The organism is Micromonospora sp. CA-111912, assembly GCF_050948415.1.
GTDB lineage: Bacteria > Actinomycetota > Actinomycetes > Mycobacteriales > Micromonosporaceae > Micromonospora.
The window spans coordinates 316,750-337,143 of the sequence record NZ_CP192007.1; the positions used below are offsets into that span (position 1 = coordinate 316,750).

General features: G+C 73.0%; 28 protein-coding genes and 1 tRNA gene. 14 read left to right on the forward strand and 15 right to left on the reverse strand.

Annotation, left to right across the window (positions count from 1 at the left end):
• Window positions 1-34: 34 nt before the first annotated feature.
• Window positions 35-268, forward strand: coding sequence for a DIP1984 family protein (locus tag ACQPZO_RS01480; RefSeq protein ID WP_433346325.1), 234 nt, complete (start codon window positions 35-37; stop codon window positions 266-268).
• Window positions 269-642: 374 nt separating this feature from the next.
• Here ACQPZO_RS01480 and ACQPZO_RS01485 read toward each other — a convergent pair.
• Together ACQPZO_RS01485 and ACQPZO_RS01490 are read right to left on the reverse strand one after the other, a co-directional pair.
• Window positions 643-718, reverse strand: a tRNA-Lys gene (locus ACQPZO_RS01485).
• 114 nt (window positions 719-832) lie between these two features.
• A complete protein-coding gene (locus ACQPZO_RS01490) occupies window positions 833-1,477 on the reverse strand; it encodes a TetR/AcrR family transcriptional regulator (protein WP_433346327.1) in 645 nt (214 codons plus the stop codon).
• A 56-nt stretch (window positions 1,478-1,533) separates the two neighbouring features.
• Here ACQPZO_RS01490 and ACQPZO_RS01495 point away from each other — a divergent pair, with 56 nt between their 5' ends.
• The 4 genes from ACQPZO_RS01495 (at window position 1,534) to ACQPZO_RS01510 (ending at window position 3,575) form a co-directional block, all read left to right on the forward strand.
• Entirely contained in the window at window positions 1,534-1,827 is a 294-nt protein-coding gene (locus ACQPZO_RS01495) for a hypothetical protein (RefSeq protein WP_433346329.1), read from the forward strand.
• Window positions 1,827-2,792: a class I SAM-dependent methyltransferase gene (locus ACQPZO_RS01500; protein ID WP_433346331.1), complete on the forward strand. Its 966-nt coding sequence runs from the start codon at window positions 1,827-1,829 to the stop codon at window positions 2,790-2,792. The genes ACQPZO_RS01495 and ACQPZO_RS01500 overlap by 1 nt, the downstream gene beginning before the upstream one ends.
• The gene (locus ACQPZO_RS01505) at window positions 2,789-3,193 is read left to right on the forward strand and encodes a hypothetical protein (RefSeq protein ID WP_433346333.1); all 405 of its coding nucleotides are present in this window, start codon (window positions 2,789-2,791) and stop codon (window positions 3,191-3,193) included. Before ACQPZO_RS01500 ends, ACQPZO_RS01505 begins: the two co-directional genes overlap by 4 nt.
• A gap of 202 nt (window positions 3,194-3,395) precedes the next feature.
• The gene (locus ACQPZO_RS01510) at window positions 3,396-3,575 is read left to right on the forward strand and encodes a hypothetical protein (RefSeq protein WP_433346335.1); all 180 of its coding nucleotides are present in this window, start codon (window positions 3,396-3,398) and stop codon (window positions 3,573-3,575) included.
• Window positions 3,576-3,670: 95 nt separating this feature from the next.
• Here ACQPZO_RS01510 and ACQPZO_RS01515 read toward each other — a convergent pair whose 3' ends face one another.
• The 3 genes from ACQPZO_RS01515 to ACQPZO_RS01525 all read right to left on the reverse strand — a co-directional run bounded on the left by ACQPZO_RS01515 (window position 3,671) and on the right by ACQPZO_RS01525 (window position 6,192).
• On the reverse strand, window positions 3,671-4,561 hold the full coding sequence (locus ACQPZO_RS01515) for an META domain-containing protein (RefSeq protein ID WP_433346337.1): 891 nt from the start codon (window positions 4,559-4,561) through the stop codon (window positions 3,671-3,673).
• Window positions 4,562-4,810: 249 nt separating this feature from the next.
• Complete coding sequence (locus ACQPZO_RS01520; protein ID WP_433346339.1) at window positions 4,811-6,052, reverse strand: helix-turn-helix domain-containing protein; 1,242 nt, start codon at window positions 6,050-6,052, stop codon at window positions 4,811-4,813.
• On the reverse strand, window positions 6,049-6,192 hold the full coding sequence (locus ACQPZO_RS01525; RefSeq protein WP_433346341.1) for a hypothetical protein: 144 nt from the start codon (window positions 6,190-6,192) through the stop codon (window positions 6,049-6,051). The genes ACQPZO_RS01520 and ACQPZO_RS01525 overlap by 4 nt, the downstream gene beginning before the upstream one ends.
• Before the next feature lie 246 nt (window positions 6,193-6,438).
• On the opposite strand from ACQPZO_RS01525, the gene ACQPZO_RS01530 reads away from it, so the two are divergent.
• A complete protein-coding gene (locus tag ACQPZO_RS01530; protein WP_433346343.1) occupies window positions 6,439-7,806 on the forward strand; it encodes a hypothetical protein in 1,368 nt (455 codons plus the stop codon).
• A gap of 49 nt (window positions 7,807-7,855) precedes the next feature.
• Window positions 7,856-8,044: a DUF397 domain-containing protein gene (locus tag ACQPZO_RS01535; protein ID WP_433346345.1), complete on the forward strand. Its 189-nt coding sequence runs from the start codon at window positions 7,856-7,858 to the stop codon at window positions 8,042-8,044.
• 117 nt (window positions 8,045-8,161) lie between these two features.
• Here ACQPZO_RS01535 and ACQPZO_RS01540 read toward each other — a convergent pair whose 3' ends face one another.
• Window positions 8,162-8,446, reverse strand: a complete 285-nt coding sequence (locus ACQPZO_RS01540) for a putative quinol monooxygenase (RefSeq protein WP_433346347.1) — start codon at window positions 8,444-8,446, stop codon at window positions 8,162-8,164.
• A 108-nt stretch (window positions 8,447-8,554) separates the two neighbouring features.
• Here ACQPZO_RS01540 and ACQPZO_RS01545 point away from each other — a divergent pair, with 108 nt between their 5' ends.
• The 3 genes from ACQPZO_RS01545 to ACQPZO_RS01555 all read left to right on the forward strand — a co-directional run bounded on the left by ACQPZO_RS01545 (window position 8,555) and on the right by ACQPZO_RS01555 (window position 10,243).
• On the forward strand, window positions 8,555-8,749 hold the full coding sequence (locus tag ACQPZO_RS01545; protein WP_433346349.1) for a hypothetical protein: 195 nt from the start codon (window positions 8,555-8,557) through the stop codon (window positions 8,747-8,749).
• A 43-nt stretch (window positions 8,750-8,792) separates the two neighbouring features.
• Window positions 8,793-9,098 (forward strand): hypothetical protein, encoded by a 306-nt coding sequence (locus ACQPZO_RS01550; RefSeq protein WP_433346351.1) that lies wholly within the window; start codon window positions 8,793-8,795, stop codon window positions 9,096-9,098.
• Between the two features lie 62 nt (window positions 9,099-9,160).
• Window positions 9,161-10,243 (forward strand): NAD-dependent epimerase/dehydratase family protein, encoded by a 1,083-nt coding sequence (locus ACQPZO_RS01555; protein ID WP_433346353.1) that lies wholly within the window; start codon window positions 9,161-9,163, stop codon window positions 10,241-10,243.
• Window positions 10,244-10,275: 32 nt separating this feature from the next.
• Here the strand turns inward: ACQPZO_RS01555 and ACQPZO_RS01560 are convergent, their stop codons facing one another.
• A complete protein-coding gene (locus ACQPZO_RS01560; RefSeq protein ID WP_433346355.1) occupies window positions 10,276-11,022 on the reverse strand; it encodes a ZIP family metal transporter in 747 nt (248 codons plus the stop codon).
• A 141-nt stretch (window positions 11,023-11,163) separates the two neighbouring features.
• Between ACQPZO_RS01560 and ACQPZO_RS01565 the strand changes: the two genes are divergently transcribed.
• Window positions 11,164-11,586 carry a VOC family protein gene (locus tag ACQPZO_RS01565; protein ID WP_433346357.1) on the forward strand — a complete coding sequence of 141 codons (423 nt, stop codon included), beginning with the start codon at window positions 11,164-11,166 and terminating at the stop codon, window positions 11,584-11,586.
• 25 nt (window positions 11,587-11,611) lie between these two features.
• Here ACQPZO_RS01565 and ACQPZO_RS01570 read toward each other — a convergent pair whose 3' ends face one another.
• Complete coding sequence (locus ACQPZO_RS01570) at window positions 11,612-12,805, reverse strand: GNAT family N-acetyltransferase (protein ID WP_433346359.1); 1,194 nt, start codon at window positions 12,803-12,805, stop codon at window positions 11,612-11,614.
• 96 nt (window positions 12,806-12,901) lie between these two features.
• A complete protein-coding gene (locus tag ACQPZO_RS01575) occupies window positions 12,902-13,621 on the reverse strand; it encodes a PP2C family protein-serine/threonine phosphatase (protein ID WP_433346361.1) in 720 nt (239 codons plus the stop codon).
• Window positions 13,622-13,684: 63 nt separating this feature from the next.
• On the opposite strand from ACQPZO_RS01575, the gene ACQPZO_RS01580 reads away from it, so the two are divergent.
• Window positions 13,685-14,761, forward strand: coding sequence for a LuxR C-terminal-related transcriptional regulator (locus tag ACQPZO_RS01580; protein ID WP_433346363.1), 1,077 nt, complete (start codon window positions 13,685-13,687; stop codon window positions 14,759-14,761).
• 90 nt (window positions 14,762-14,851) lie between these two features.
• Here the strand turns inward: ACQPZO_RS01580 and ACQPZO_RS01585 are convergent, their stop codons facing one another.
• A complete protein-coding gene (locus tag ACQPZO_RS01585; protein ID WP_433346365.1) occupies window positions 14,852-15,412 on the reverse strand; it encodes a helix-turn-helix domain-containing protein in 561 nt (186 codons plus the stop codon).
• Between the two features lie 55 nt (window positions 15,413-15,467).
• On the opposite strand from ACQPZO_RS01585, the gene ACQPZO_RS01590 reads away from it, so the two are divergent.
• A complete protein-coding gene (locus ACQPZO_RS01590; protein WP_433346367.1) occupies window positions 15,468-16,724 on the forward strand; it encodes a benzoate/H(+) symporter BenE family transporter in 1,257 nt (418 codons plus the stop codon).
• A gap of 29 nt (window positions 16,725-16,753) precedes the next feature.
• On the opposite strand, the gene ACQPZO_RS01595 is transcribed toward ACQPZO_RS01590, so the two are convergent.
• The 5 genes from ACQPZO_RS01595 to ACQPZO_RS01615 form a co-directional block, all read right to left on the reverse strand.
• Entirely contained in the window at window positions 16,754-17,026 is a 273-nt protein-coding gene (locus tag ACQPZO_RS01595) for a hypothetical protein (RefSeq protein WP_433346369.1), read from the reverse strand.
• Between the two features lie 21 nt (window positions 17,027-17,047).
• Window positions 17,048-17,422, reverse strand: coding sequence for a hypothetical protein (locus tag ACQPZO_RS01600; protein WP_433346371.1), 375 nt, complete (start codon window positions 17,420-17,422; stop codon window positions 17,048-17,050).
• Window positions 17,423-17,467: 45 nt separating this feature from the next.
• Complete coding sequence (locus ACQPZO_RS01605; protein WP_433346373.1) at window positions 17,468-17,728, reverse strand: hypothetical protein; 261 nt, start codon at window positions 17,726-17,728, stop codon at window positions 17,468-17,470.
• A gap of 105 nt (window positions 17,729-17,833) precedes the next feature.
• A complete protein-coding gene (gene mscL, locus ACQPZO_RS01610; RefSeq protein ID WP_433346375.1) occupies window positions 17,834-18,307 on the reverse strand; it encodes a large conductance mechanosensitive channel protein MscL in 474 nt (157 codons plus the stop codon).
• Window positions 18,308-18,346: 39 nt separating this feature from the next.
• Window positions 18,347-19,030 carry a FadR/GntR family transcriptional regulator gene (locus tag ACQPZO_RS01615; RefSeq protein WP_433346377.1) on the reverse strand — a complete coding sequence of 228 codons (684 nt, stop codon included), beginning with the start codon at window positions 19,028-19,030 and terminating at the stop codon, window positions 18,347-18,349.
• Between the two features lie 119 nt (window positions 19,031-19,149).
• Between ACQPZO_RS01615 and ACQPZO_RS01620 the strand changes: the two genes are divergently transcribed.
• Entirely contained in the window at window positions 19,150-20,385 is a 1,236-nt protein-coding gene (locus tag ACQPZO_RS01620; RefSeq protein WP_433350719.1) for an MFS transporter, read from the forward strand.
• The last annotated feature ends 9 nt before the right edge of the window (window positions 20,386-20,394 follow it).

Here is a 20,394-nt window from a genome sequence, read left to right on the forward strand (position 1 = left end):
GCCGCGATCGGGTGGAGCGCCTGACGTCGACGCCGTGCTCAGCGACGCCCGTCGCGTACGGGACCGTCGAGGAAAGCGGACCAGGGCCGCGGACGCCGCTGCGGGTGAAGGCCAGCGTGGGTATCGGCAGCTGCGGTCGGAGTTGAAGATGATTCCGGCGCTGCCGGTGGCGGAGTTGCGCAGGCAGGCGGACGACCTCGCCCGGCAAATTCGCGAAGTCGACACGTTGATCCAGCGGATGAACTGGGAGGTTGAGCTGCTGGACTGAGGAGTTGCGGAGCAGGTAACCGACGTGGAGGCGTGCACGAACCCGCGAGCCGGCGGGTACCCGGGTTCACTCCTGGCGCGCCGAGGGGACCTCCGCAACCTCATACAACAGGGCTCTGCCGGCATCCACAGCGAAATGGGGTGCTCAGGTCATGCGTTGGTACACCGCTAGACGATCATTCAGGCGAGTACTGGCGGAGCGTCTGCGCTCGAACACCTAACCCCGCCCCGACCAGCACCGACGCGCCGCGTCGCCTACTGCCATGCCCGAGCGGGGTGCTCGGCGGGTGCTCGCACATCAAGACCAGAAATCCGACAATACTCGCGAAAAGGACGATCCAGGAAGGCGGCGTTGGCCTATTTTTCCAGTTCAAGTGGTGGGCCGCCTGGGACTCGAACCCAGAACCTAAGGATTAAAAGTCCTCAGCTCTGCCAATTGAGCTAACGGCCCGCCGCACCAGGTTACCGGAACCCTGCTCCCGGGGGCGGCCGGGAGTGTTTCCCCTGCTGGGTCAGGCCGTTGCCGAAGACGGATGCCGCGATGCGGCAGGCCATCACACCGGCCTCACTGGGGCTGGGCGATGGTGGCGCCGCTGACGGTGTCCACATACCACCGCTGGTACTGCTCCAGCGGCCATCCGCGTTGCCGGACGAGCCAGTCGAAGTTGCGGACGTCCTGGGCCAACCAGAGGATGTCGGCCACCTGTTCGACGTCCAGGTCAGGGCGGAGGGCTCCCGTGCCGACGAGTTCCGCGGCGAACATGGCCATGCCCCGGCGGCGCTCGTCGCTGTTCTTGCGCCAGATCTCGGCGGCGTCCGGGTCGGCCGTGGCCGCTCCGGCCAGCGCGAGCATCATCTGGGCCTGCCGGGTGTGGACCTCGACCAGGTGGCGGGCGTAGCGGGTGAGTTTGGCGCGGGGGTCGGCGAGCGCGCGGATCTCGGCGACGAAGGGCCGGTCCGGCAGGGCCACCGGTTCGTCGTCGCCGGCCAGGGTGACGTCAACCAGCTGGGAGAGCAGTTGACGCTTGCTGCCGAACACCGCGTACAGCGTCTGGACCGCGACGCCGGCTTCTGCGGCGACGGCGGTCAGCGGCGTGGCCGCGTAGCCGGGGTCGACGAACAGCCGGCCAGCCGCTTCGAGGATTGCTCGCCGGGTCTGTCGGGACTGCTCCTGCCGCCGGGACGAGTCATAGCGTCTCTTGACAACCACTGTCCGAGTGTAGTGCTCTATTGGATAGGTTCTTACTCTATCGAAAGGGCGCGGTCATGCCGTTCGGTGTGTTGCAGGAGATGCCCGGCGTCAGCGAGGCGGAGTATCAGCAGGTGGAGCGCCACCTCGGGCCGGACCGGCCGCCGGGACTCGTCGCCCATGTCGCCGGCCCGACCGAGGACGGCTGGCGCATCATCAACATCTGGCAGGACGAGGCCGCGTTCCGTCGGTTCCAGTCCGAACGGCTGGTCCGGGCCGCAGGCCTGGCGGCGCAGGAGGGCGGCTTCGACCCGACGAAAGCGGCCAACTTTCGATCGATGAGCGTCGACGGCGCTGAGATGCCGTTCTGATGGCCGACGCCGCCACCCTGCGGTCCCGCAACGCCGCCTTCTGGACGGGAGCGGCAGCCGGCTGGATTCGCCACGCCGATCGGCAGGACGAGATCGGCCGACCGCTGGGCGCGCCCGCCATGGATCGAATGGCCGCGCGGCCCGCCGAACGGATCCTCGATGTGGGCTGTGGTTGTGGCGGCACCACGGCCGAACTCGCCGTGGCGGTCGGCGAGAGCGGCGCGGCGGTCGGTATCGACATCGCCGAGGCGATGGTGACCGCCGCCCGGCAACGGTTCCCCACGGACCGGTACCCGGGTATCCGGTTCCGCGCGGCCGACATCGAGACCCTCGACGTCGTGCCGGGGGCGCCGTTCGACGCGGCGTACTCGCGAATGGCCCTGATGCTGTTGGCGGATCCGGTCGCCGGCTGCACCACGATCCGGCGGTCCCTGCGCCCGGGAGGGCGCCTCGCCGCGACCGTCTTCCGCGACGGCGGCGTCAACCCGTGGATGTCCGCGGCGATGCTCGGCGCAGCGCCGCACCTCGGGCCGCTGCCACCGCTGCCGGTGGGCGACGAGCCCGGTCCGTTCTCCTTCGCCGACCCGGCGCGGCTCGCCCGGGTCCTCACCGTCGCCGGCTTCACCGCCGTCACGATCACGTCGTGTGACGTCGCGTTGGATGCTCCGGACGACGCCGATGCCGTGGCCGAATGGCTTGTCGAGATCGGCCCCGCCGGTGCCGCATACCGGGCGGCTCCGCCGGCTGGGCAGGCTTCGGCCCGGGCGGGGGCGGTCCGGCTGCTCGACCGGTTTCGTGAACCTGGCGTCGGCTACCGACTGCCCGCCGGCCTGTGGCTCGTCACCGCGATCGCCGCCGGGGCTGACGGTGGGTCACGCGTGTCACAGTCCGCTGACGAGCCATCCGCTGCGGCCCGACCGCCGGTCACCCATTACCGACAACCACGTCAGGACGAGAACCGATGAGAACGATCCGAACGCTCGCGCCGGCCCTCTGTCTTGTGCTCGCACTGACGGCGTGTGCCGACGCCGACGCGCCCGAGCCCTCCGGGGCCGCGGCACCGGGCACCCCCGCAGCAGCCGGCATCGCATCCAGCGCGGCCGGATCTGCTCCGGCCGGTGGCTCGACGCCGGTGTCGGCGAAGGAGGTGTGTGCCTACCTGGACGGCCAGTTGCCGACGCTGCGAGGGATCGGGTCCGAGACGGGCACGATGGCGAACCTCACCGTGAACCTCTATTCCTGGTACGAGAAGCAGGGTGCCGTGCCGACCGGCCGTCAGATCGACGACCAGACCCGGCAGGAATGCCCGGCAACCCGGACCGAGGTGCTCGAACTCGCCGGTATGGAGAGCTTCGAGCGTTTGTAGTCGCCGCGAGCGGGCGGTCAACGGCGGCGGCACATGACGGACGGTGAATCCGGGTATGGTGCGGTGTGTCGGTGTCGCCGGGCTTTCGCCAGGAATCGAGACACTGATCGGGCCCCAGGGCGAGCGCCGGGTCTGTCACGAGGCTGTCGGCACGAGTTGCCGACGACCTGATGTGCCTCTTTTTCGAAGACAGGACTACTGCATGGCATCGAATGGTAATGATCAACCGGCGTTGTTCTTCGCCCCGGCGAGCACCGACGGGCTCGACGGTCCGGCCGTGACTTTCGACGGCAGCGAGGAGGCGATGCGGCGACTGCGCCATCCGTTCGCGGTGGAGCAGGCCCAGCCGCCGGCGGGCCATAACCCGGAGCAGCGCGCCTGACCCAGTGGCGGTGCCACGACATACCCACCGCAGTCCAGGTAGCACCGCGCCGGCCCCGCTGTCGGCCGTTGCGCCTTTCACGGGTACCGGTGCTCTCAGGCGGCAGGGCGTAGCCGGCCTGCCTCCCTGCCCTGGGCGTCGAGCAGCACCAGGACTTCACCGTCCAGACCTGCTCGCCGGGTCGCCCCGAGCCAGCTCCAGACCGGGACATGGTCGGGGCAGTTGATCGCCGTGACGGGCCCGGTGGTGGCGAGCAGCGTGCCCCCGGTCGCGGTGATCCACCGGCCGCCGCCGCGGTTGCAGCCGTCGGATCCGCGCCACTCGCCGTCCGCCGTGAACTCCAGGTACGCCTCCCGGTGCCCGACGGTGGGCGTCCAGCGGCCGGTCAGTCGGTGCTGGTCGGCGGGGTTCAGCGTCGGCGGTAGGGCGGCGGCCGGAGCGAGGGCGCGTCGGGCCTCGTCGGTTACCGTCGGCGGTTCCAGCAGGGAGGCCGCCATGCCCGGTCCGGCGGTCGGCGTCGCACCGGGGAGCAGCCGGGCGACCGGCTGCGCCAGGTTGTCCAGGAGCACCGGCTGCCCCGAGCCGTCGATTCGATACGTGGTCACGCGCCGCAGCCAGCCGGGGGTGTCCTGGCTGACCCGCTTGCAGTCGGGAGTGCCCTCGTCGGCGGCGCTGACTGTGGAGTTCACCTCCGCGAGGAAGTTCCCGTCGGGGTCGGCCCGCCAGGACCCGTGCAGGATGCCGCAGCGGCTGCCCACGAGGTACAGCTCGTGATCAGCGAGCCGCAGGATCGTGCCCACGCCGGGGTCGGCGAGGTCGGCGATCGTCCAGGAGCCGATCAGCCCCTCCGGCACCGACGGCCCCGAGGATTCGTTGGCAGCCGGGCCCGGCCCGAGGTCTGCGGCCCCCGGCCCGGTCTGCCCGTCACACCCGGTGAGTAGTACACCGCACGCGACCATCGCCGCGAGGTAGCCCCGAATCGCCATCCCAGCCCCCGTCTTCTCCGCTTCACCGTCGTCCCACTGCTCAGACGGCACGGATTGAGAGGCGGTTCCACCTCCGTCGGCGTCGGCGGGGCGGGGCCGGGGCTGCGACGGTCACGCGGGGTGGTGACGTGGTCGGGAGCGGCGTCACGCGCTGACCGCCACGGCTGGGTAAAGCGGGCGGGCGGCGTATCCGGGTCAGGGGCGCAGGAGGGTCTTGACCCCTCACGCTGAAATTCTGCTGTTGGGCGCTCAGGGGTTGGTGAGGCCGATGAGGGCGGCCAGGCGGGTCACGTCGGCGTCGGCGGGACCGTCGCGGAGCAGGGCGGTCAGCACCGTACGGGCGGCGGGGCGGATGCGGGTCTCGGCGGGGGCGATCCGATCGGCGGTGACCAGGGCGCGGCCGGCGGCACGCGGGTTGCCGGAGTCGAGGTGGATGCGCGCCATGTCGATCAGGTGGGCCGCCCGGTGTTCGGCGGGGAGCCGGTTCCAGGCATCCCCGTTGGTGGCGCGCTTGTGGATGATGACGGCCTGGTGGGGGTCCCCGAGGTCGGCGGTGATGAGGGCACGGGCGAGGGCGACCACGGTCGGGCCGTACTCGATGTCGTTGTTGTCGCGGTCGGGGCGGTCGCCGTGGGCGTCGGCGAGGTGGGTGGCGTGGTCGATGAGGTCGCGGGCGGCGGCCGAGTCGGTGCGGGCGGCGGCGAGAGCGGCCTCGACCAGCAGGGTTCCGGCCAGGGCGAGGTGGTCGGGCGGGAAGTCGTGGGACGGGTGCGAGGCGAGCCGGCGTACGGCGGTGCTGGCGGCGATCATCGCGAGCTGGCCTTCTTCCAGGGCGCGTAGCGCCTGGACCAGGGGGATCGCCGCAATTGCCGTGCGTCGGGGGTCACCGGCGGCGGTGGCCATCGCCCGGTCGGCGGCCAGCCATGCCAGGTTCGCCTCGCCGAGTTTCACCAGCATCTGAGCGGCGAGCCGATACATGCGCACCAGCAGGTCGGCGGCGCGCGCCGAACCAGTCGGTGCCCCGTGTTCGCGGGCCTGGCGGGCGTCGGCGAGCAGGTCGGGCAGCATCCGCAACACCTGGGAGTAGTGGGCGTGGCGGTACGCCATCCACGTGTACGCCACCCGGCGGTCCAGCTCTTCGAGGGGCAGTGGCGGTCGCCAGCCGGCCTCGCCGGGGCCGGGGGCGTGGTAGCAGGCCAGCGCCGCCCGTACCCGTTCGACGGCAGCGGCGACGCCCGCGACCAGCTCACCTCGCCGGGCTTCCCGGGCGAGCAGCACCTCCGGGGCGACGCCGAGGACCGCGGCGACCGTTTCGAGGACCGAGAGCCGATCGAGGGTACGCACACCGCGCTCGACCTTGTCCACCCAACTCTTCGACCTGCCGACCCGGCTGGCGAAGATCTGTTGGGTCATTCCCCGTCGGGTACGCAACTGCGCCACCCGCCGCCCGATCGGCGGCTGCCCGCTGTTGCGCCGGTTCGGCCCGTTCATCGGTCCTCCGTGTGGTGCATGGCCTCGGTGGACCCGCCGCAGCGCGGGCACCACCTCGACTTGACCCGGAACGCGAGGAGGCCGAGCAGGAACCCCGGCACCAGGCCCCCGAACACGATCGACACGGTCTCGGCAATCACAAGCAGTCTCTCCCCTTAGCGGGGGCCGGAGGCCGGGGGCGTTGCCGCGCCCACGCCCCGGCCGTTCACCGGAACCCGGATTGGGCCAATGCCTTGCTTGGAGTCTTCAGTTGACTCCGCTCGGGCAGTGGTGAGGACAGGTGCGGAGAGTGCCTATAGGTGCGATCGAGTGCGGGGTACTCCTTCTTCACGGCAGGTCGGCTACGGTGCGTAGGAGCTACCGCTACTCACGGAGAGTTGAGGGAAGTGGGATCCAGCGGAGAGGCAATCACCCGGCTGCTTGCCGAGGTGGGCTGGCAGCCCGAACAGCTCGCCCGGCGACTCAACGAGTGCGCTGAACGGCATGGTCGCGCCGAGCGGCTGCACCTCAAGACGCCGTACAAGTGGAAGAGAGGCGACTTTCCCCGCAGCCCCTGGCCGTCTCTGACGGCCGCGCTGCTGTCCGAGCAGTTGCAGCGGCCGATCACCCCCGATGAGCTGGGGTGGCCGGACGACGGTTTCGAGGCGGTGCCCGCCTCTGCCGGACTGGAACTGCCCTGGTCGCCGGCCGGGGCCTTGCAGGCCGCTGTGGTGGTGAACGAATCTGAGGGCATGATGCAGCGACGGATGTTCCTCGCTCTGCTCGGTTCCGCACTGACCTCACCGGCCCACGAATGGCTGATCGCCCAGCCGCCGCAAAGCGTCGCCTCGGCCGCCGGCCGACCGCTCTCCGCCGAGGTCGTCGATCACTTGGACGCCGTGACGGCCAGCCTGCGGCGCATGGACGATCACCTTGGCAGCGGGCAGACCCTCGGCTTGGTCCGCCAACACCTCAGCACTGTGGTCGGAGTGCTGCGTGATCGCCGCTACACAGACCCTGTTGGCCGGCGTCTGCACGCCACGGCCGGCGAGTTACTGCGCCTCGCCGGCTGGCTCTCGTTCGACGGCGGTCACCACAGCCAGGCGCAGCGGTTCTGGATCGCGGGCCTCTACCAGGCCCAGACCGCCGGCGATCGCGGACTTGGCGCGAACCTTCTTGGCTTCATGTCCTGTCAGGCCAAGGACCTCGGGCAGCTCCGGCAATCCGTCACCCTTGCCGAAACCGCGCGAGCGAGTTACCCGGACACGAGTCCGAAGGTCGCGGCCATCCTCGACCTGCGGGCCGCCGAGGCGTATGCCAACAGCGGATCGACGACTGATACCCGCCGCGCCCTCGACAGCGCCTTCGGCAGGCTCACCGACAGTCGACCCCAGCACGGTGACCCCGACTGGGCGTACTGGATCAACGAGGCGCAGGCCCATGCGCAAGCCGGCTACTGCTACGTCAAGCTCGAAGACTGGCCGCGGGCCCGCGAGCATCTACGAGCAGCGCTGCGGTTGCAGGGTGACGAGTGCACCCGCGAGGGCGCACTGCGGAACGCCCTTCTCGCCACCACCTACGTTCGGCAGCAATCCGCCGACCTGGACCGGGCGCTCGCCCTCGGTGACCAGGCCGTCGAGACCCTCACCGGCCAGGTCACCTCCGCGCGGTGCGTCAAACACGTACGCAACCTGGTCGGCAACCTGACGCCGTACCGACGTACGCCTGCCGTCCGACAATTCTGTCAGGACGCAAAAGATCTGATCAGTACCTGACCACGCTATGTCAGCAGTGGGCCGAGAATGGATCAAGGGGTGAGTAGGAATGGAGCAGAACCGCTGGCGTAAGTCGAGCCGGTCCGGCAACAACGGCCAGTGCGTCGAGGTGCGCGACCGGGGAGCCCGGGTCGACGTACGCGATTCCAAGGCCCCCACCGCCGGGATGCTGAGCTTCGGTCCGGCCGCGTGGAGCGCCTTCACCGGCAGCCTCAAGACCGACGGCACCCGCCCATGACTCGCAGCTACCGTGGCGGCTCTCCTTCGCAGCAGTCGCCACGGTAGGCCCGGCGGATTGGCGGCGTCGCAGGTCGAACCGCGATTCCACCCCCACCTCGGCCCTCGGCTGGTGGCCCTACGGCGACTCGATCCCGGCGATCCGGTACTTGCCGACGTCAGCGGACCGGATCGGCGGGGTCTGCGGATCGGGCCCGCCGCCGTCGCGGAAGTGGTGGAGATCCGCGTCGGACTCCCACCGCTCGTAGATGTTGATCCGATCCGGCTCGATCGGGTCCGCCGACTGGACGAAGTCGAGGCAGCCCGGTGCGGATCGCGCCAGCCGGGCGACGTCGGCGACGGCGGCAAGGTACTGCTCGCGGTCAGCAGGGTCGAGGTGGAGCGTCCCGGCGATGATCAGCACTCGTTCCTCCTGGTACGTGCTCGGCCCTCGGCGATCCCCGCATGCTCGCACGTCCCGCGCGGGTCCGACCGGATCGAGGTCGTCGAACTTACGGCGGCCGACCTCGCCGTGGCCGTCCACGAGGGGCCGCGCGACGACATCGACGTCACGTACGGCCGCCTCGGCGCCTGGGTGGTCGCGCACGCCCTGGGCGTCGACGGGCCCGTCCACGAGACCTACCGCGTCGGCCTCCGCGACACCGGGGACGCCGACCGGTGGCGTACCGAGATCGGCTGGCCGGTCTTTCGCATCACGCCCGGCTGAGGTTCAGGCGGGTAGGTCGCGCCAAGCGGGGAATCAGGTAGGCATGAGGATCAGCAGCACCCCGGCGGTGGCGGCGTCGAGCGAGGAGATCGGTCCCGACGGCGTACGCCGACCCGGCGGCGAGGCGCACGCCTGGCTGCCCGGCCAGAACCAGACGCTCTGCGGGCTGCCGCTGAGCCGGACCCGGCTGCGCCGCTTCCCGCACGTCCGGTTCGACTACTCCTCCACGGACGTGCTCACCGAGGCCGACTCGGTGGGGTATGTCTGCCCGCGTTGCCTGGCCGCCAGCGGTGGCAGCCGGGATCGGCGTCAGCGGCAGAGCTGGGCTCGCACCGCGCCCCGCCCCTGACGGTCGCGGCGAGCAGGAGAACCGGGGGGTTCACGACCGGCGCAACGGGTACCGGGCCAGGCATGCGGATCGCGGTGGTGGGTGCGAGCGGGAACGCCGGTACCGCCCTGTTGCGCCGGCTGCGCCGGGAGCGGGACGTGGAGCTGGTCGGGGTGGCCCGCAGGCTGCCCGGGCCGAACGTCGGCGAGCCGTACGACGGACTGGAGTGGCACTCCTGCGACATCGGGGCACCGGGGGCGGCCGAACAACTGGGGGCGGTCTTCGCCGGGGCGGACGCGGTGGTGCACCTGGCCTGGCAGATCCAGCCCAGCCACGACCAGCGGGTGCTGCACCGCACCAACGTGGGCGGCAGCCGGGCCGTGGTCGACGGGGTGCTCCGCGCGAAGGTGCCCGCCCTCGTGTACGCCTCCTCCGTGGGCGCGTACGCCTCCGGCCCGAAGGACCAGCCAATCAGCGAGCGCTGGCCGGTGACCGGGGTGCCCGGCTCGTCGTACAGCCGGGACAAGGCGGAGGTGGAGGCGCTGCTCGACCACGTCGAGCGGGAGCATCCGGAGCTGCGGGTGGTGCGGATGCGGCCGGGGCTGATCTTCCAGCGGGACGCCGGCACCGAGATCACCCGCTACTTCCTCGGGCCGCTGGCCCCTGTGCGCCTGCTCCGGTACGGCCGCATCCCGCTGGTGCCCAGCCACCGTCGGCTGCGGATGCAGGCGGTGCACGCCGACGACGTGGCCGACGCGTACGCCCGGGCGCTGCTCGGCGACGCGCGCGGCGCGTTCAACCTGGCGGCCGATCCGGTGCTCACGCCGGAGTTGGTGGCCCGGCACTTCCACGGCTGGACGGTGCCGGTGGCCGCCCCGCTGCTGCGCGGCGCGGCGGCGCTGACCTGGCTGGCCCGGCTGCAACCGGTCGACGCCGGCTGGGTGGAGCTGGGCCTGAACGCGCCGCTGATGTCCAGCGCGCGGGCCGAGGCCGAGCTGGGCTGGCAGCCGAGGGTGGACGGGCTGACTGCCCTGCGCGACCTCTTCGCCGGCATGGCCCACGGCGGCCACACCGACAGCCCGCCGATGTCCGCCGACCCGGATCTTCCGGGCCGCCCGGCCGGCCTGCTGAAGGCCCGCCCTGCCGGGCACGGCAACCCGTACTGACCGCCCGTCGCTGCCCATCCACGCCGGAGGGCTCAGGCGTGGGACAGGGCGAAGGCCACCAGGAAGCCCAGCACCGTGATCAGGCCGACCAGCAGGTGGGCGTCCTCGAACGCCTCGGGGACCATGGTGTCGGTGATCATGGCGAGGATCGCGCCGGCCGCCAGCGCGGTGATCGCGGCGAGCACCTCCGGGGGCGCGCCGCCCAGCAGGGTGTACCCGGCCAGCGCCGCTAGGCCGCTCACCAGGGCGATCCCGGTCCACAGGAGGAAGACGTACCGGCGGGTGCGGCCGGCCCGACGCATCCCCGCCGCGCTGGACAGCCCCTCCGGCACGTTGCTGAGGAACACCGCGATCACCGTGACCGCGCTGACCGCCCCGCCGGTGAGCAGGCTCGCGCCGATCACCACGGACTCGGGGATGCCGTCGAGCAGCGCCCCCACCGCCATCGCCGACCCGGACCCGGGCTCCTGCCCCTCCGAGGGCTGGTCGCCGGAGCGCTTGCGGTGCCGCGCGCCGCGCCGGGCCAGCAGCACGTTCGCCCCGGTGTACGCCAACGCGCCGCCCGCCGCGCCGATCGCCGTCGGCAGCAGCCCGCCCAGCTCGTGCGCCTCGGCGACCAGCTCGAAGGAGACCGCGGAGAGCAGCACCCCCGCCCCGAAGGCCATGACGGACGCGACGACCCGTCGCGGGACCGGCACGAACCAGCCCAGCGCCGCCCCGACCAGCAGGGCCGACCCGGCCAGCAGACCCCAGCCACCCGCCTGCAACCACTCCGGCATTCGCGGAACGCTACCCGAACGCTGGGCGGCGGAAACCGGTCAGGAGTCCGTATCGCCTGGCAATCCGATACCGCTCCTCGTGGGCGGTGTCCCGGCGGCTAGCCAGCCCGATTCACCCGCCCGCGTGTGCGACAGTGGATCATGCCGTTGAGCACGTATCACCTCAGAACTTCGATCGCCGTGTCCGACATTCAACGGGCGGTCGCGTTCTACGAAGGCAAACTGGGCCTACGGGCGCTGCAGTCAGGCCCCAGCGCCAACATCGCCGGCGGCAGCCGCGTCTATGGTTCTGGCGGCGTGGCGGCACTTCATGTATACCAGTCGATTACTGCTGGAAAGAGCCCGGCGACACTGGCGACATGGTATGTCGACGATATCGACCAGATCGTTGACGAGCTCGTCGCGTCCGGCGTCGAGTTCATCCGATACGACCAGTTCGAACATGACGCCAAGGGAATCACCCCTCGGGCCGGCGGTGGACGTATCGCGTGGTTCCAGGATCCAGACGGCAACACCTTTGCCCTCGAATCGACGTCTGACGGCCGGGCCTCCGCCCTCTCCTGATCCCTGATCAGGGCCAGTCTCGGGGTCAGAAGTCCGCGTACAGGTAAGGGAGTCGGCGGGGGAAGAGGCGGCGCAGCTCGACGGCGGCGTCGGCCGGCACCTGGCCGAGGCCACGGACGTCCACCTCCGCCGGGTCCAGCACCCCGTACGCAAGGGCGGAGAGCCCGGCCGCCGTGAGCGTCGCGGTCGGCACGGCACCGGTGGCGTCGTCGGCCACCAGTTCCAGCCGGCCGGTGGTGCCGTCGAGCAAATGGCTGCCGCCCAGCCAGCGGTCCCCGGTCAGCGAGATCCGGGCCCGGCCGGGCCCGGCGGGGAGGCCGGACAGCGCGTCCAGCGAGAGCAGCCGGGCCATCGGCGCCGCCGACCCCGGTCGGGCGACCCGGGCCTCGACGTGCACGGCCAGGTCGGTGAGCCACAGCTCGGGCAGCTCGTCGGCGGCCACCCGCAGCCGCACCCGGCCGACCTGGTCGACGTGCCGGGCCAGGAACTGAAGGATCAGCGCCCGGGCGTACGGGTCGGCGACCAGCAGGTCGTCGCCGGCCAGCTCGCCGCCGTGGTCGTCGATCCGGTACGTCAGCACGCCGACCGTCGCGCCGTCCACGCGGGCGGTGACCAGCCACCGGTCGTCGTCGTCGCGCAGCCACACCGCCCGGGTCTCGGGGAAGAGCGCGAAGCCGTGCCGCTCGGCCAGGCAGCGCTCGGTGAAGGCGCGGTGGGCGGCGTACCCGGTGCCGGTCCGTTCCCAGCTCAGCTCGCCGGGCAGGTCGGCGCGCAGCAGCGGGGCCAGGTCCGCCGGCGTGAAGGTGACCGTGCGGGACCGGGGCAGCCCGACGTAGCCGAACCGCTCGTAGAACGAGGCGCGGAACGGGTACAACGCGCTCACCAGGTGCCCCTCGTCGCGCATCTCGTCGAGCAGCCGGTGCAGCAGGGCCCGGACGTGCCCGCGCCGGCGGGCCAGCGGATGGGTGGCCACCCCGGCGACGCCGGCCATCGGCAGCACCGCACCGCGCAGGTTCTGCCGCATCGGGATGGCGGAGACCACGGCGAGGGTCTCGCCGCCCTCCTCGGCAATCAGGGTGCGGTTGGCCTCGCCGTACGGCAGGTAGCGGCCGAACTCCTCGGCCCGCTCGGGTCGCTTCGGCGACGCCTCGAAGGCGTACGCCTGGAGCGGGAAGGAGGTGCTGGAGCGCTCGGTGTTGGTCACCCGCCGGATATGCATCCCCCATCCCAACCCGCCCGCCGGGCCGGCGCAACCGCATTCGCCGGTCGCCCGGGCCCGTCGAGGTGGCCCGGTCGGCCCGGACGGGGTGAGCGGTCAGGCTGCGGTGACGTCGGAGACGACGACGGTGACGTTGTCCGGGGCGCCGGCCTGGTGGGCGAGCTTCACGAGCTGCTCGCCGCAGTGCTGACGGTCGCCGTACATGGCCAGGGCGGCGGCGATCGACCCGTCGTCCACGTAGTCCGACAGGCCGTCGCTGCACAGGAGCAGCCGGTCGCCGGCGAAGACGGTGAGCGCGCCGACCGCCGGGGGCGCGTCCGCGCCCTGCACGGCCCGGGTCACCAGCGAGCGCTGCGGATGGTGCCGGGCCTGGGCCGGGGAGAGCGTGCCCTGGTCGACCAGCGTCTGGACGAAGGTGTCGTCGCGGGTGAGCTGGGTCAACTCGTCGTTGCGCAGCAAATAGCAGCGGGAGTCCCCGACCTGGGCGAGGACCAGCACGTCCCCGGCGAGCAGGCCGGCCGTGAGGGTGGTGCCCATGCCCTCGCGGGCCGGGTCGACGGAGATGGCGGCCCGGATGCGCCGGTTGGCGGTGCTCACGACGGACCGTAGCGCGTCGGTGGCGCCCTCGGTGGTGGTCGGCGGGTTCAGCTCGTCGAGGATCCGGATGACGATCTCGCTCGCCACCTCGCCGGCCGGCAGGCCACCCATGCCGTCGGCGACCGCGACCAGACGGTCACCGGCGAGGGCGGAGTCCTCGTTGTTGGTCCGAACCAGGCCGACGTCGTTGAGGATTGCCGAGCGGAGGATCAGTTTCATACGACAAGCTTGCCAAGAAGACCCTCCCGCCGTCTCTACGCACTACTGCGTAGGGTGAAAAGAATGATGCCGGTCCCCATGGTCGGGCGCGCCGGTGAGCTTGCCGAGCTCGACCGGGCGTGGTCCACGCTGGCGCTCGGCGGTCGGCCCGGCCCAGCGGTCGCGGTGCTCACCGGCGCGGCGGGCGTCGGCAAGAGTTTGCTGGTGGCGGCGGCCCTGGACGGCTTCGCGCCACGGCCGGCGGTGGTGCTCAGCGGGGCCGCGCGGGTGCACAGCCCGGCCCCGTACGACTGGCTCGCCGCGGTGCTCAGCGGGCGGGACACCAGCCGCCTCGACCTGCCGCCCGACGCGCTCGCCTGGCTCGCCCAGCAGCCCACCGCCCCCCGCGAACGGTACGCCCCGGGCACGCTGCTGCGGCTGGCCGTGCGTACGGTCCGGCTGCTGGTCGGCGCCGGCCCGGCGTTGCTGGTGGTGGAGGACCTGCACGCCCTCGACCCGGCCAGCCTGAACCTGGTCGGCGAGCTGGCCACCGCGCCCGACCTGCCGGCGCTGCTGCTGGTGGCGAGCCGGCCCGCAGCGGACGCCGTCGCGCCGGACCTCGCCGCCCGCGCCCTGTCCCGGTTCTGCGGGGTACGCGGCGCCGTCCGCCAGCACCTCGGCCCGCTCGGCCCGGCCGAGGTCGCCGAGGTGCTGAACCAGGTGTACGAGGGGACGCGCCCATCCCGCCGGCTGGCGACCGCTGTGTGGCGGCGGACCGGCGGCAACCCGTACGTGCTGACCGAGTTGCTCGCCGCGCACTCCGGCCAGGGGCCGGACGCCCTGCTGCGCCGGCCGCTGTCGGAGCACCCGGGCACCCCCGCGCCGCGCGCCGCGGCCCCGCCCGACGCGGCGTACCCGCCCGCTGCCCTGCTTCCGGCCGATCTGCTCCCGCTCAATGCCGAGCTGACCGGCCGGGAGGTCGAGGTGCTCGCCTGCCTGGTCGCGGGCATGTCCAACAAGCAGGCCGCCCGGGCGTTGGGGATCTCGGTGCGGACGGTGACCGTGCACGTGTCCAACCTGCTGCGCAAGACCGGGTCGGCGTCGCGCACCGAGGCGGCGCTATGGGCCGTCCAGCACCGGCTACCGGCCCGGCAGGCCTGACTCCGGCCCCGGACCCGGCGGTGCGGCCGGCGAGGTGCGGCGGTGCGGTGTGGCCGGCGCGGTGCGGCGATACGGTGCGGCGGCGGGCGGTCAGCGGCGGGGGTAGCGCAGCAGGAGGCTCGCCCACACCTCCTCTTCGCCGGCCGCCGCGTAGCTGTGCGGCACGTCCGAGGTCCAGCGCAGGTGGCCGCCGACGCCGGCGGTCAGCGGGGCGTCCACCGGCCCGGCGCGGAGCACCCCGGCGAAGACCGTGATGTGCTCGGTGACCCCCGGCTGGTGCGCGGGCGAGAGCTGGCCGGGCCCGGGGGCGACGCGCATCCGGTACAGCTCGTACGTCGCGTCGGTGTCGGTGAAGACCTCCAGCAGGGTGGCACTCACCGCCGCGCCCCGGACCGTCGGGGTCGCGGCCGGCCCGGCGAGTACGGCGGTCAGCGGCACCCCGAGCTGGGCGGTGATCGCGTAGAGCGTCTCCAGCGTGGGGTTGCGGGTGTTGTTCTCCAGGCCGGAGAGGGTGGCCTTCCCGACCCCGGCCAGCCGGGCCAGGGTGGACAGCGACATTCCCCGCTCCTCGCGCAGGGCGCGCACCCGGCGGCCCACCGTCTCGACGCCGGTGTCGACGCCCATTCCCCGGGCTGGTGCTGACGGTTCCACCCCGCTATCGTGCTACACGCTTCCGTTCCGTAAACGGAACAGCGGAGGGGGAGACGTGGTCGGCCTGCTGCAACCCGTGCTCGCCGGGCTGGTGACCGCACTCGTGGGCTTCGCCAGCTCGTTCACCGTGGTGCTCGCCGGGCTGCGCGTCGTCGGCGCCGACGAGAGCCAGGCCGCCTCTGGGCTGCTCGCGGTCAGCGTCGCGTCCGGTGTCTGCGCGGTGTGGCTGGGGCTGCGGCACCGGCTGCCGATGGCGATCGCCTGGTCCACCCCCGGCGCGGCGCTGCTGGCGGCCACCGGTCCGGTCCCTGGCGGCTGGCCGGCGGCGGTCGGCGCGTTCGTCGTGTGCGGGGTGCTGATCGTCGCCGCCGGGCTCTTCCCGGCGCTGGGCCGGGCGGTGGCCGCCATCCCCGGCCCGATCGCCAGCGCGATGCTGGCCGGCGTGCTCCTGCCGCTGTGCACCGCGCCGGTCCGCGCCCTGGTCGAGGTGCCGGCGCTGGCCGCGCCGGTGGTCGTCACCTGGCTGGTCCTGCACCGGTTCGCCCGCCGCTGGGCGGTGCCCGCCGCGCTGGTGGTGGCCGCGGTCGCCATCGCGCTGACCACGCCGGGCGGGATCGGCGCGCACGGCCTGAAGCCGGTGTTCACCCTCACCGCGCCCGAGTGGACGGTCCCGGCGGTGGTCGGGCTGGCGCTCCCCCTCTTCCTGGTCACCATGGCCGCGCAGAACGTCCCCGGGATGGCGGTGCTGCGCGGCTACGGCTACCGGCCGCCGCTCGGCGCTGCGCTGCGCGTCACCGGCCTGGCCAGCGCCCTCGGTGCCCCGGTCGGCGGGCACGCGGTCAACCTGGCCGCGATCACCGCCGCGCTGGCCGCCGGACCGGACGCCCATCCGGACCCGGAGCGCCGCTGGGTGGCCTCGGTCACCGCCGGGGTGGGGATGGCCCTGCTCGGCCTCGGCGCGGGCGTCGCCACCGCCCTGGTGCTGCTCTCCCCGCCGGTGCTGATCGAGGCGGTGGCCGGGCTCGCGCTGCTCGCCGCGTTGGCCGGCGCGGTGTCGGCGGCGGTCGCCGACCCGCAGGCGCGGGAGGCCGCCGTGGTGACCTTCGTGGTGACCGCCTCCGGGGTGAGCCTGCTCGGCGTCGGCGGCGCGTTCTGGGGGCTGCTCGCCGGCTGGCTGATGCTGCTCCTCTTCCGCCGCCGCCCGACCCCGGACGCCCCGACCCCGGACGGCTCGACCCCCAACCCGGACGCCCCGACCCCGGACGGCTCGACCCCGGACGCCCCGGCCCCGGCTGTCCGAGCGAGCGAGTAGGCCGACTTCACGTCGGAGAGACGGTGGGATCAGTCCGCCTCGGCGGACACGCCGACCTCCATGATCCGTAGCCGGACCCCCGACACGTTCTCCTCGACCATGCGGCGCAGCGCGCGGGCGTTTTCGAGGGTGTCGAGGGCGACCAGCACGTGGGCGGCCTCCCGGTCGGTGTCGTCCAGCCCCCACCAGCCGCGCACGAACCCGGGGCTGCGCCGCACCACGTCCGCCATGTGCGCGAACCGGGCCCGTTGCTCGTCCGCGTCGACCGCCTCGGTCTGCTGCTCCCCGATCAGGATGTACATCGGTCCACCATAGGGGCTGGCCTATTCCTCCGCGGGGAGGCTCGTGGCGGGGACGTCGAGGCGTACCCGGCCGTCGGCGACGCCGGCGATCTGGTCGGCCAGCACGTAGACGGCGCCGGTCGGGGCGAGGTCGGTGGAGACCTTCAGGTATCCGGTGCGCAGCAGGCGGGCGGCCAGGTCGGCCGGCACGTCCGGCTCCTCGACCGCCGCCGACTCGATCAACTCGTCCAGGCTGCCGCCGGGGTCTGCGGCGGGCGCCTGCACGGTCACCGCGTTCGGGTCGCCCCGCTGGACGAGGTCCACGGTGCCGACCTCCGCCCCGGTCACGTCGACCACCGGCATCCCGGTGGTGACGCGGGAGATGGTCGTCTGCTGATCGGTGCCCTGCTGCTCCATCCTGGCGCGGTTCCCTGACCGGCCGCCGGCTAAACGCAGCCCCGGTCAGGGGCGTGCGCCGGGTGTCGGTTGCCACGCGTCCGGCGGGCGGGGGGACAGCTCGCGCCAGCCGTCGGCCCCGGCGAGCAGCGCGCGGACGGTCTCCTCCGCCTCCTCGACGCTCGGGTACTCGTAGAACTGGGAGGCGCCCTCGGCGCCGCCGGCCCGCTGCTCGACGTGCCACCGGTCGCCGTTCACCCGGAGGAAGACGTCCCGCCGCGCCAGCCGCCCCCACTTGCCGTTCCACCAGTGCTTCCGCTGCTCCATGACCGGACCCTATCGAACACGTGTACGAAACAGGTCGGCCCCCACGGGATTCCCGTGGGGGCCGATGTGCTGCCGGGTGGGCGGGCTGGTGTCGCGGCCCGGGGCTCAGCGCGGGGCCGGGGGCTCCGGGCGGCGTCCGAGCACGTCGTCCAGGGCACCCCGCTGCTGGCCCGGGGTGGCGTGGCCGGCGGCGATCAGCGCGTCCCGGATCTCGGTGAGCAGCTTGACCTCCTCGCTGGGGGCCGACGGCGGCGGCTCCTCGCCGCGCTTGCGCCGCTCGGCGAGCCTGTTCATCGGGTAGACGACCAGGAAGTACAGCGCCGCCGCGGTGAGCGCGAAGGTGATCGCCGCGTTGACGAACGCCACCCAGTCGAACGGGATGCCCCGGAACTTGGGGGTCGATCCCTCAAGTCCCTTCGGGTTGCCGGTGATCAGCACGATCAGGACCCTGACCAGGGGTTCCAGGAACGACTTGGTGAGCTGGGTTACCACGCCCGTGAACGCGGCGCCGATGACGACGCCGACCGCGAGGTCGACGACGTTTCCGCGCATGATGAAGTCTTTGAAGCCCTTGAGCATCCGTACTCCCGTGGTGTCCGGTTAACCGTCCGGGGCAACCTATGCCCCCGGGGAGGGCTCCAGAAAAGCACCGGCCTCACGGGCCGCCGCGATCGGGTCGCCGTCGCGGATCGCGTCCACCAGCCGGGCGTGGTCCACGTACCGCTCGGGCTCCAGCGCGTCGCCCATCGCCTGGGTGATCGTGCTGCGCAGCGCCGTGCCGACCGAGGCGTACAGCTCGGCGAGCATGGCGTTGTGCGCGGCGGCCACCACCGCCGTGTGCAGCGCCGCGTCAGCCTCGACGAACTCGCCGACCCGGCCCGCGCGCCAGGCGGCCTCCCGGGCGGCGAGCGCGCCGTCGAGGGCGGCCAGGTCCTCCGGGGTACGCCGCAGCGCGGCGAGCCGGGCGGCCTCCACCTCGAAGGCGCGGCGCACCTCGACCACCTCGGCCATCCGGTCGTCGGTGAGCCGGCGGGCCACCACCGGGGCCAGCTCGTCGGTCGACACCACGTACGTGCCGGAGCCCTGACGGCACTCCAGCACCCCGCCGTGCACCAGGGCGCGGACCGCCTCGCGGACTGTGTTGCGCCCCACCCCGAGCGCGGCGACGAGCTGTGGTTCGGTCGGGATGCGCCCGCCCACCGGCCACTCCCCGCCGAGGATGCGGGACCGGAGCTGCTCGATCGTCTGCCGGACCCGGTGGCCCCGGGGCGGCACGGGCACGGAATTCACCGGCGGTGTCACTGGTTACATCACCCGTCCGAAATTCATCCCATGATTGTAGGTTGAAGGTCATGACCCCGCCACCGACCGCCATCGAGGACCCCGTCACCGTGCCCGACCGGCCCAGCCCGACCGCCGACATGACCCCGGCCACCGACGCCGCCACGGCCCCGGTCCCGACGGGGCGGCCGGTGACCGGCGGGCTGCTGGTGCTGGTCGGCATGCTGCTGGTCGCGCTCAACCTGCGCGCCGCCGTGACCAGCCTCGGTGCCCTGCTCGACGAGGTCCGCACCGGCCTCGGGCTCTCCGGGGCGATGGCCGGGTTCGTCACCACCCTGCCGACCATCGCGTTCGCCGGGCTCGGCGCGCTGACCCCGTGGCTGGTCCGCCGGTTCGCCCCGGCCCGGGTGCTGGTGGTCGCCATGGCGTCCCTGGCCGTCGGGCAGGTGCTGCGGGTGGTCACCGACTCGGCGCTGGTCTTCGTGGCCACCAGCGCGCTCGCGCTGGCCGGCATCGCGGTGGCGAACATCCTGCTGCCCATGCTGGTCAAGCAGCACTTCCCGCACCGCACCGGGCTGGTCACCGGGGCGTACACGATGGCGCTGACGGTGGGCACGACGGTGGCCGCCGCCTCGGCCGTGCCGGTCGCGCACGCCTTCGGCTCCTGGCGGGCCGGGCTCGGCGTCTGGGCCGCGCTGGCCGCGGTGGCCGTGATCCCGTGGGTGCCCCTGGCGCTGCGGGCCCGCGCCGCGCGCCGGGCCGGGACCCCGACGGTGGCCGCCGCCGCGCCGGCCCGGGTCCGGCCCGCGCGGACCCGGCTCGGCTGGGCGATGGCGGTCTACTTCGGGGCGCAGTCGCTGAGCGGGTACGCGATCATGGGCTGGCTGGCCCAGCTCTTCCGGGATGCCGACTTCGCGCCGGAGACGGCCGGGCTGCTGCTGGCCGGGGTGACCGCGCTCGGCGTGCCGGTCGCGCTGCTGATGCCGGCGCTGGCCGGCCGGCTGCGGACGCTGCGCCCGCTGGTGCTCGGGCTGACCGCGTTCTCCACGGCGGCCTACCTGGGGCTGGCGCTCGCGCCGCACGACGCCGCGCTGCTCTGGGTCGCCCTGCTCGCCCTCGGCCAGGGCGCGTTCCCGCTGATCCTGACCACCATCGGGCTGCGCGCCCGCACGGCCGAGGGGACGGTGGCGCTGTCCGCCTTCGCGCAGAGCACCGGGTACGTGATCGCCGCGCTCGGCCCGCTGCTGGTCGGCATCCTCTACGAGGCGACCGGCGGGTGGACCGCGCCGATCGGGTTCCTGCTCGCCGCCCTGGCCGTGCAGACCGTCGCGGGCCTGGCGATCGCCCGTCCCCGGTTCATCGAGGACGAGCGCTGAGGGGGCGGG

What these genes read in the sequence shown, in the direction of transcription:
- ACQPZO_RS01505 (WP_433346333.1), top strand. Translation starts at nt 2,789, where the DNA reads ATGAGAACGATCCGAACGCTCGCGCCGGCCCTCTGTCTTGTGCTCGCA.
- ACQPZO_RS01620 (WP_433350719.1), top strand. Translation starts at nt 19,150, where the DNA reads ATGACCCCGGCCACCGACGCCGCCACGGCCCCGGTCCCGACGGGGCGG.
- ACQPZO_RS01555 (WP_433346353.1), top strand. Translation starts at nt 9,161, where the DNA reads ATGCGGATCGCGGTGGTGGGTGCGAGCGGGAACGCCGGTACCGCCCTG.
- ACQPZO_RS01570 (WP_433346359.1), bottom strand. Translation starts at nt 12,805, where the DNA reads ATGCATATCCGGCGGGTGACCAACACCGAGCGCTCCAGCACCTCCTTC.
- ACQPZO_RS01495 (WP_433346329.1), top strand. Translation starts at nt 1,534, where the DNA reads ATGCCGTTCGGTGTGTTGCAGGAGATGCCCGGCGTCAGCGAGGCGGAG.
- ACQPZO_RS01515 (WP_433346337.1), bottom strand. Translation starts at nt 4,561, where the DNA reads ATGGCGATTCGGGGCTACCTCGCGGCGATGGTCGCGTGCGGTGTACTA.
- ACQPZO_RS01520 (WP_433346339.1), bottom strand. Translation starts at nt 6,052, where the DNA reads ATGAACGGGCCGAACCGGCGCAACAGCGGGCAGCCGCCGATCGGGCGG.
- ACQPZO_RS01595 (WP_433346369.1), bottom strand. Translation starts at nt 17,026, where the DNA reads ATGTACATCCTGATCGGGGAGCAGCAGACCGAGGCGGTCGACGCGGAC.
- ACQPZO_RS01500 (WP_433346331.1), top strand. Translation starts at nt 1,827, where the DNA reads ATGGCCGACGCCGCCACCCTGCGGTCCCGCAACGCCGCCTTCTGGACG.
- ACQPZO_RS01605 (WP_433346373.1), bottom strand. Translation starts at nt 17,728, where the DNA reads ATGGAGCAGCGGAAGCACTGGTGGAACGGCAAGTGGGGGCGGCTGGCG.
- ACQPZO_RS01600 (WP_433346371.1), bottom strand. Translation starts at nt 17,422, where the DNA reads ATGGAGCAGCAGGGCACCGATCAGCAGACGACCATCTCCCGCGTCACC.
- mscL (WP_433346375.1), bottom strand. Translation starts at nt 18,307, where the DNA reads ATGCTCAAGGGCTTCAAAGACTTCATCATGCGCGGAAACGTCGTCGAC.
- ACQPZO_RS01565 (WP_433346357.1), top strand. Translation starts at nt 11,164, where the DNA reads ATGCCGTTGAGCACGTATCACCTCAGAACTTCGATCGCCGTGTCCGAC.
- ACQPZO_RS01535 (WP_433346345.1), top strand. Translation starts at nt 7,856, where the DNA reads ATGGAGCAGAACCGCTGGCGTAAGTCGAGCCGGTCCGGCAACAACGGC.
- ACQPZO_RS01580 (WP_433346363.1), top strand. Translation starts at nt 13,685, where the DNA reads ATGATGCCGGTCCCCATGGTCGGGCGCGCCGGTGAGCTTGCCGAGCTC.
- ACQPZO_RS01510 (WP_433346335.1), top strand. Translation starts at nt 3,396, where the DNA reads ATGGCATCGAATGGTAATGATCAACCGGCGTTGTTCTTCGCCCCGGCG.
- ACQPZO_RS01550 (WP_433346351.1), top strand. Translation starts at nt 8,793, where the DNA reads ATGAGGATCAGCAGCACCCCGGCGGTGGCGGCGTCGAGCGAGGAGATC.
- ACQPZO_RS01560 (WP_433346355.1), bottom strand. Translation starts at nt 11,022, where the DNA reads ATGCCGGAGTGGTTGCAGGCGGGTGGCTGGGGTCTGCTGGCCGGGTCG.
- ACQPZO_RS01575 (WP_433346361.1), bottom strand. Translation starts at nt 13,621, where the DNA reads ATGAAACTGATCCTCCGCTCGGCAATCCTCAACGACGTCGGCCTGGTT.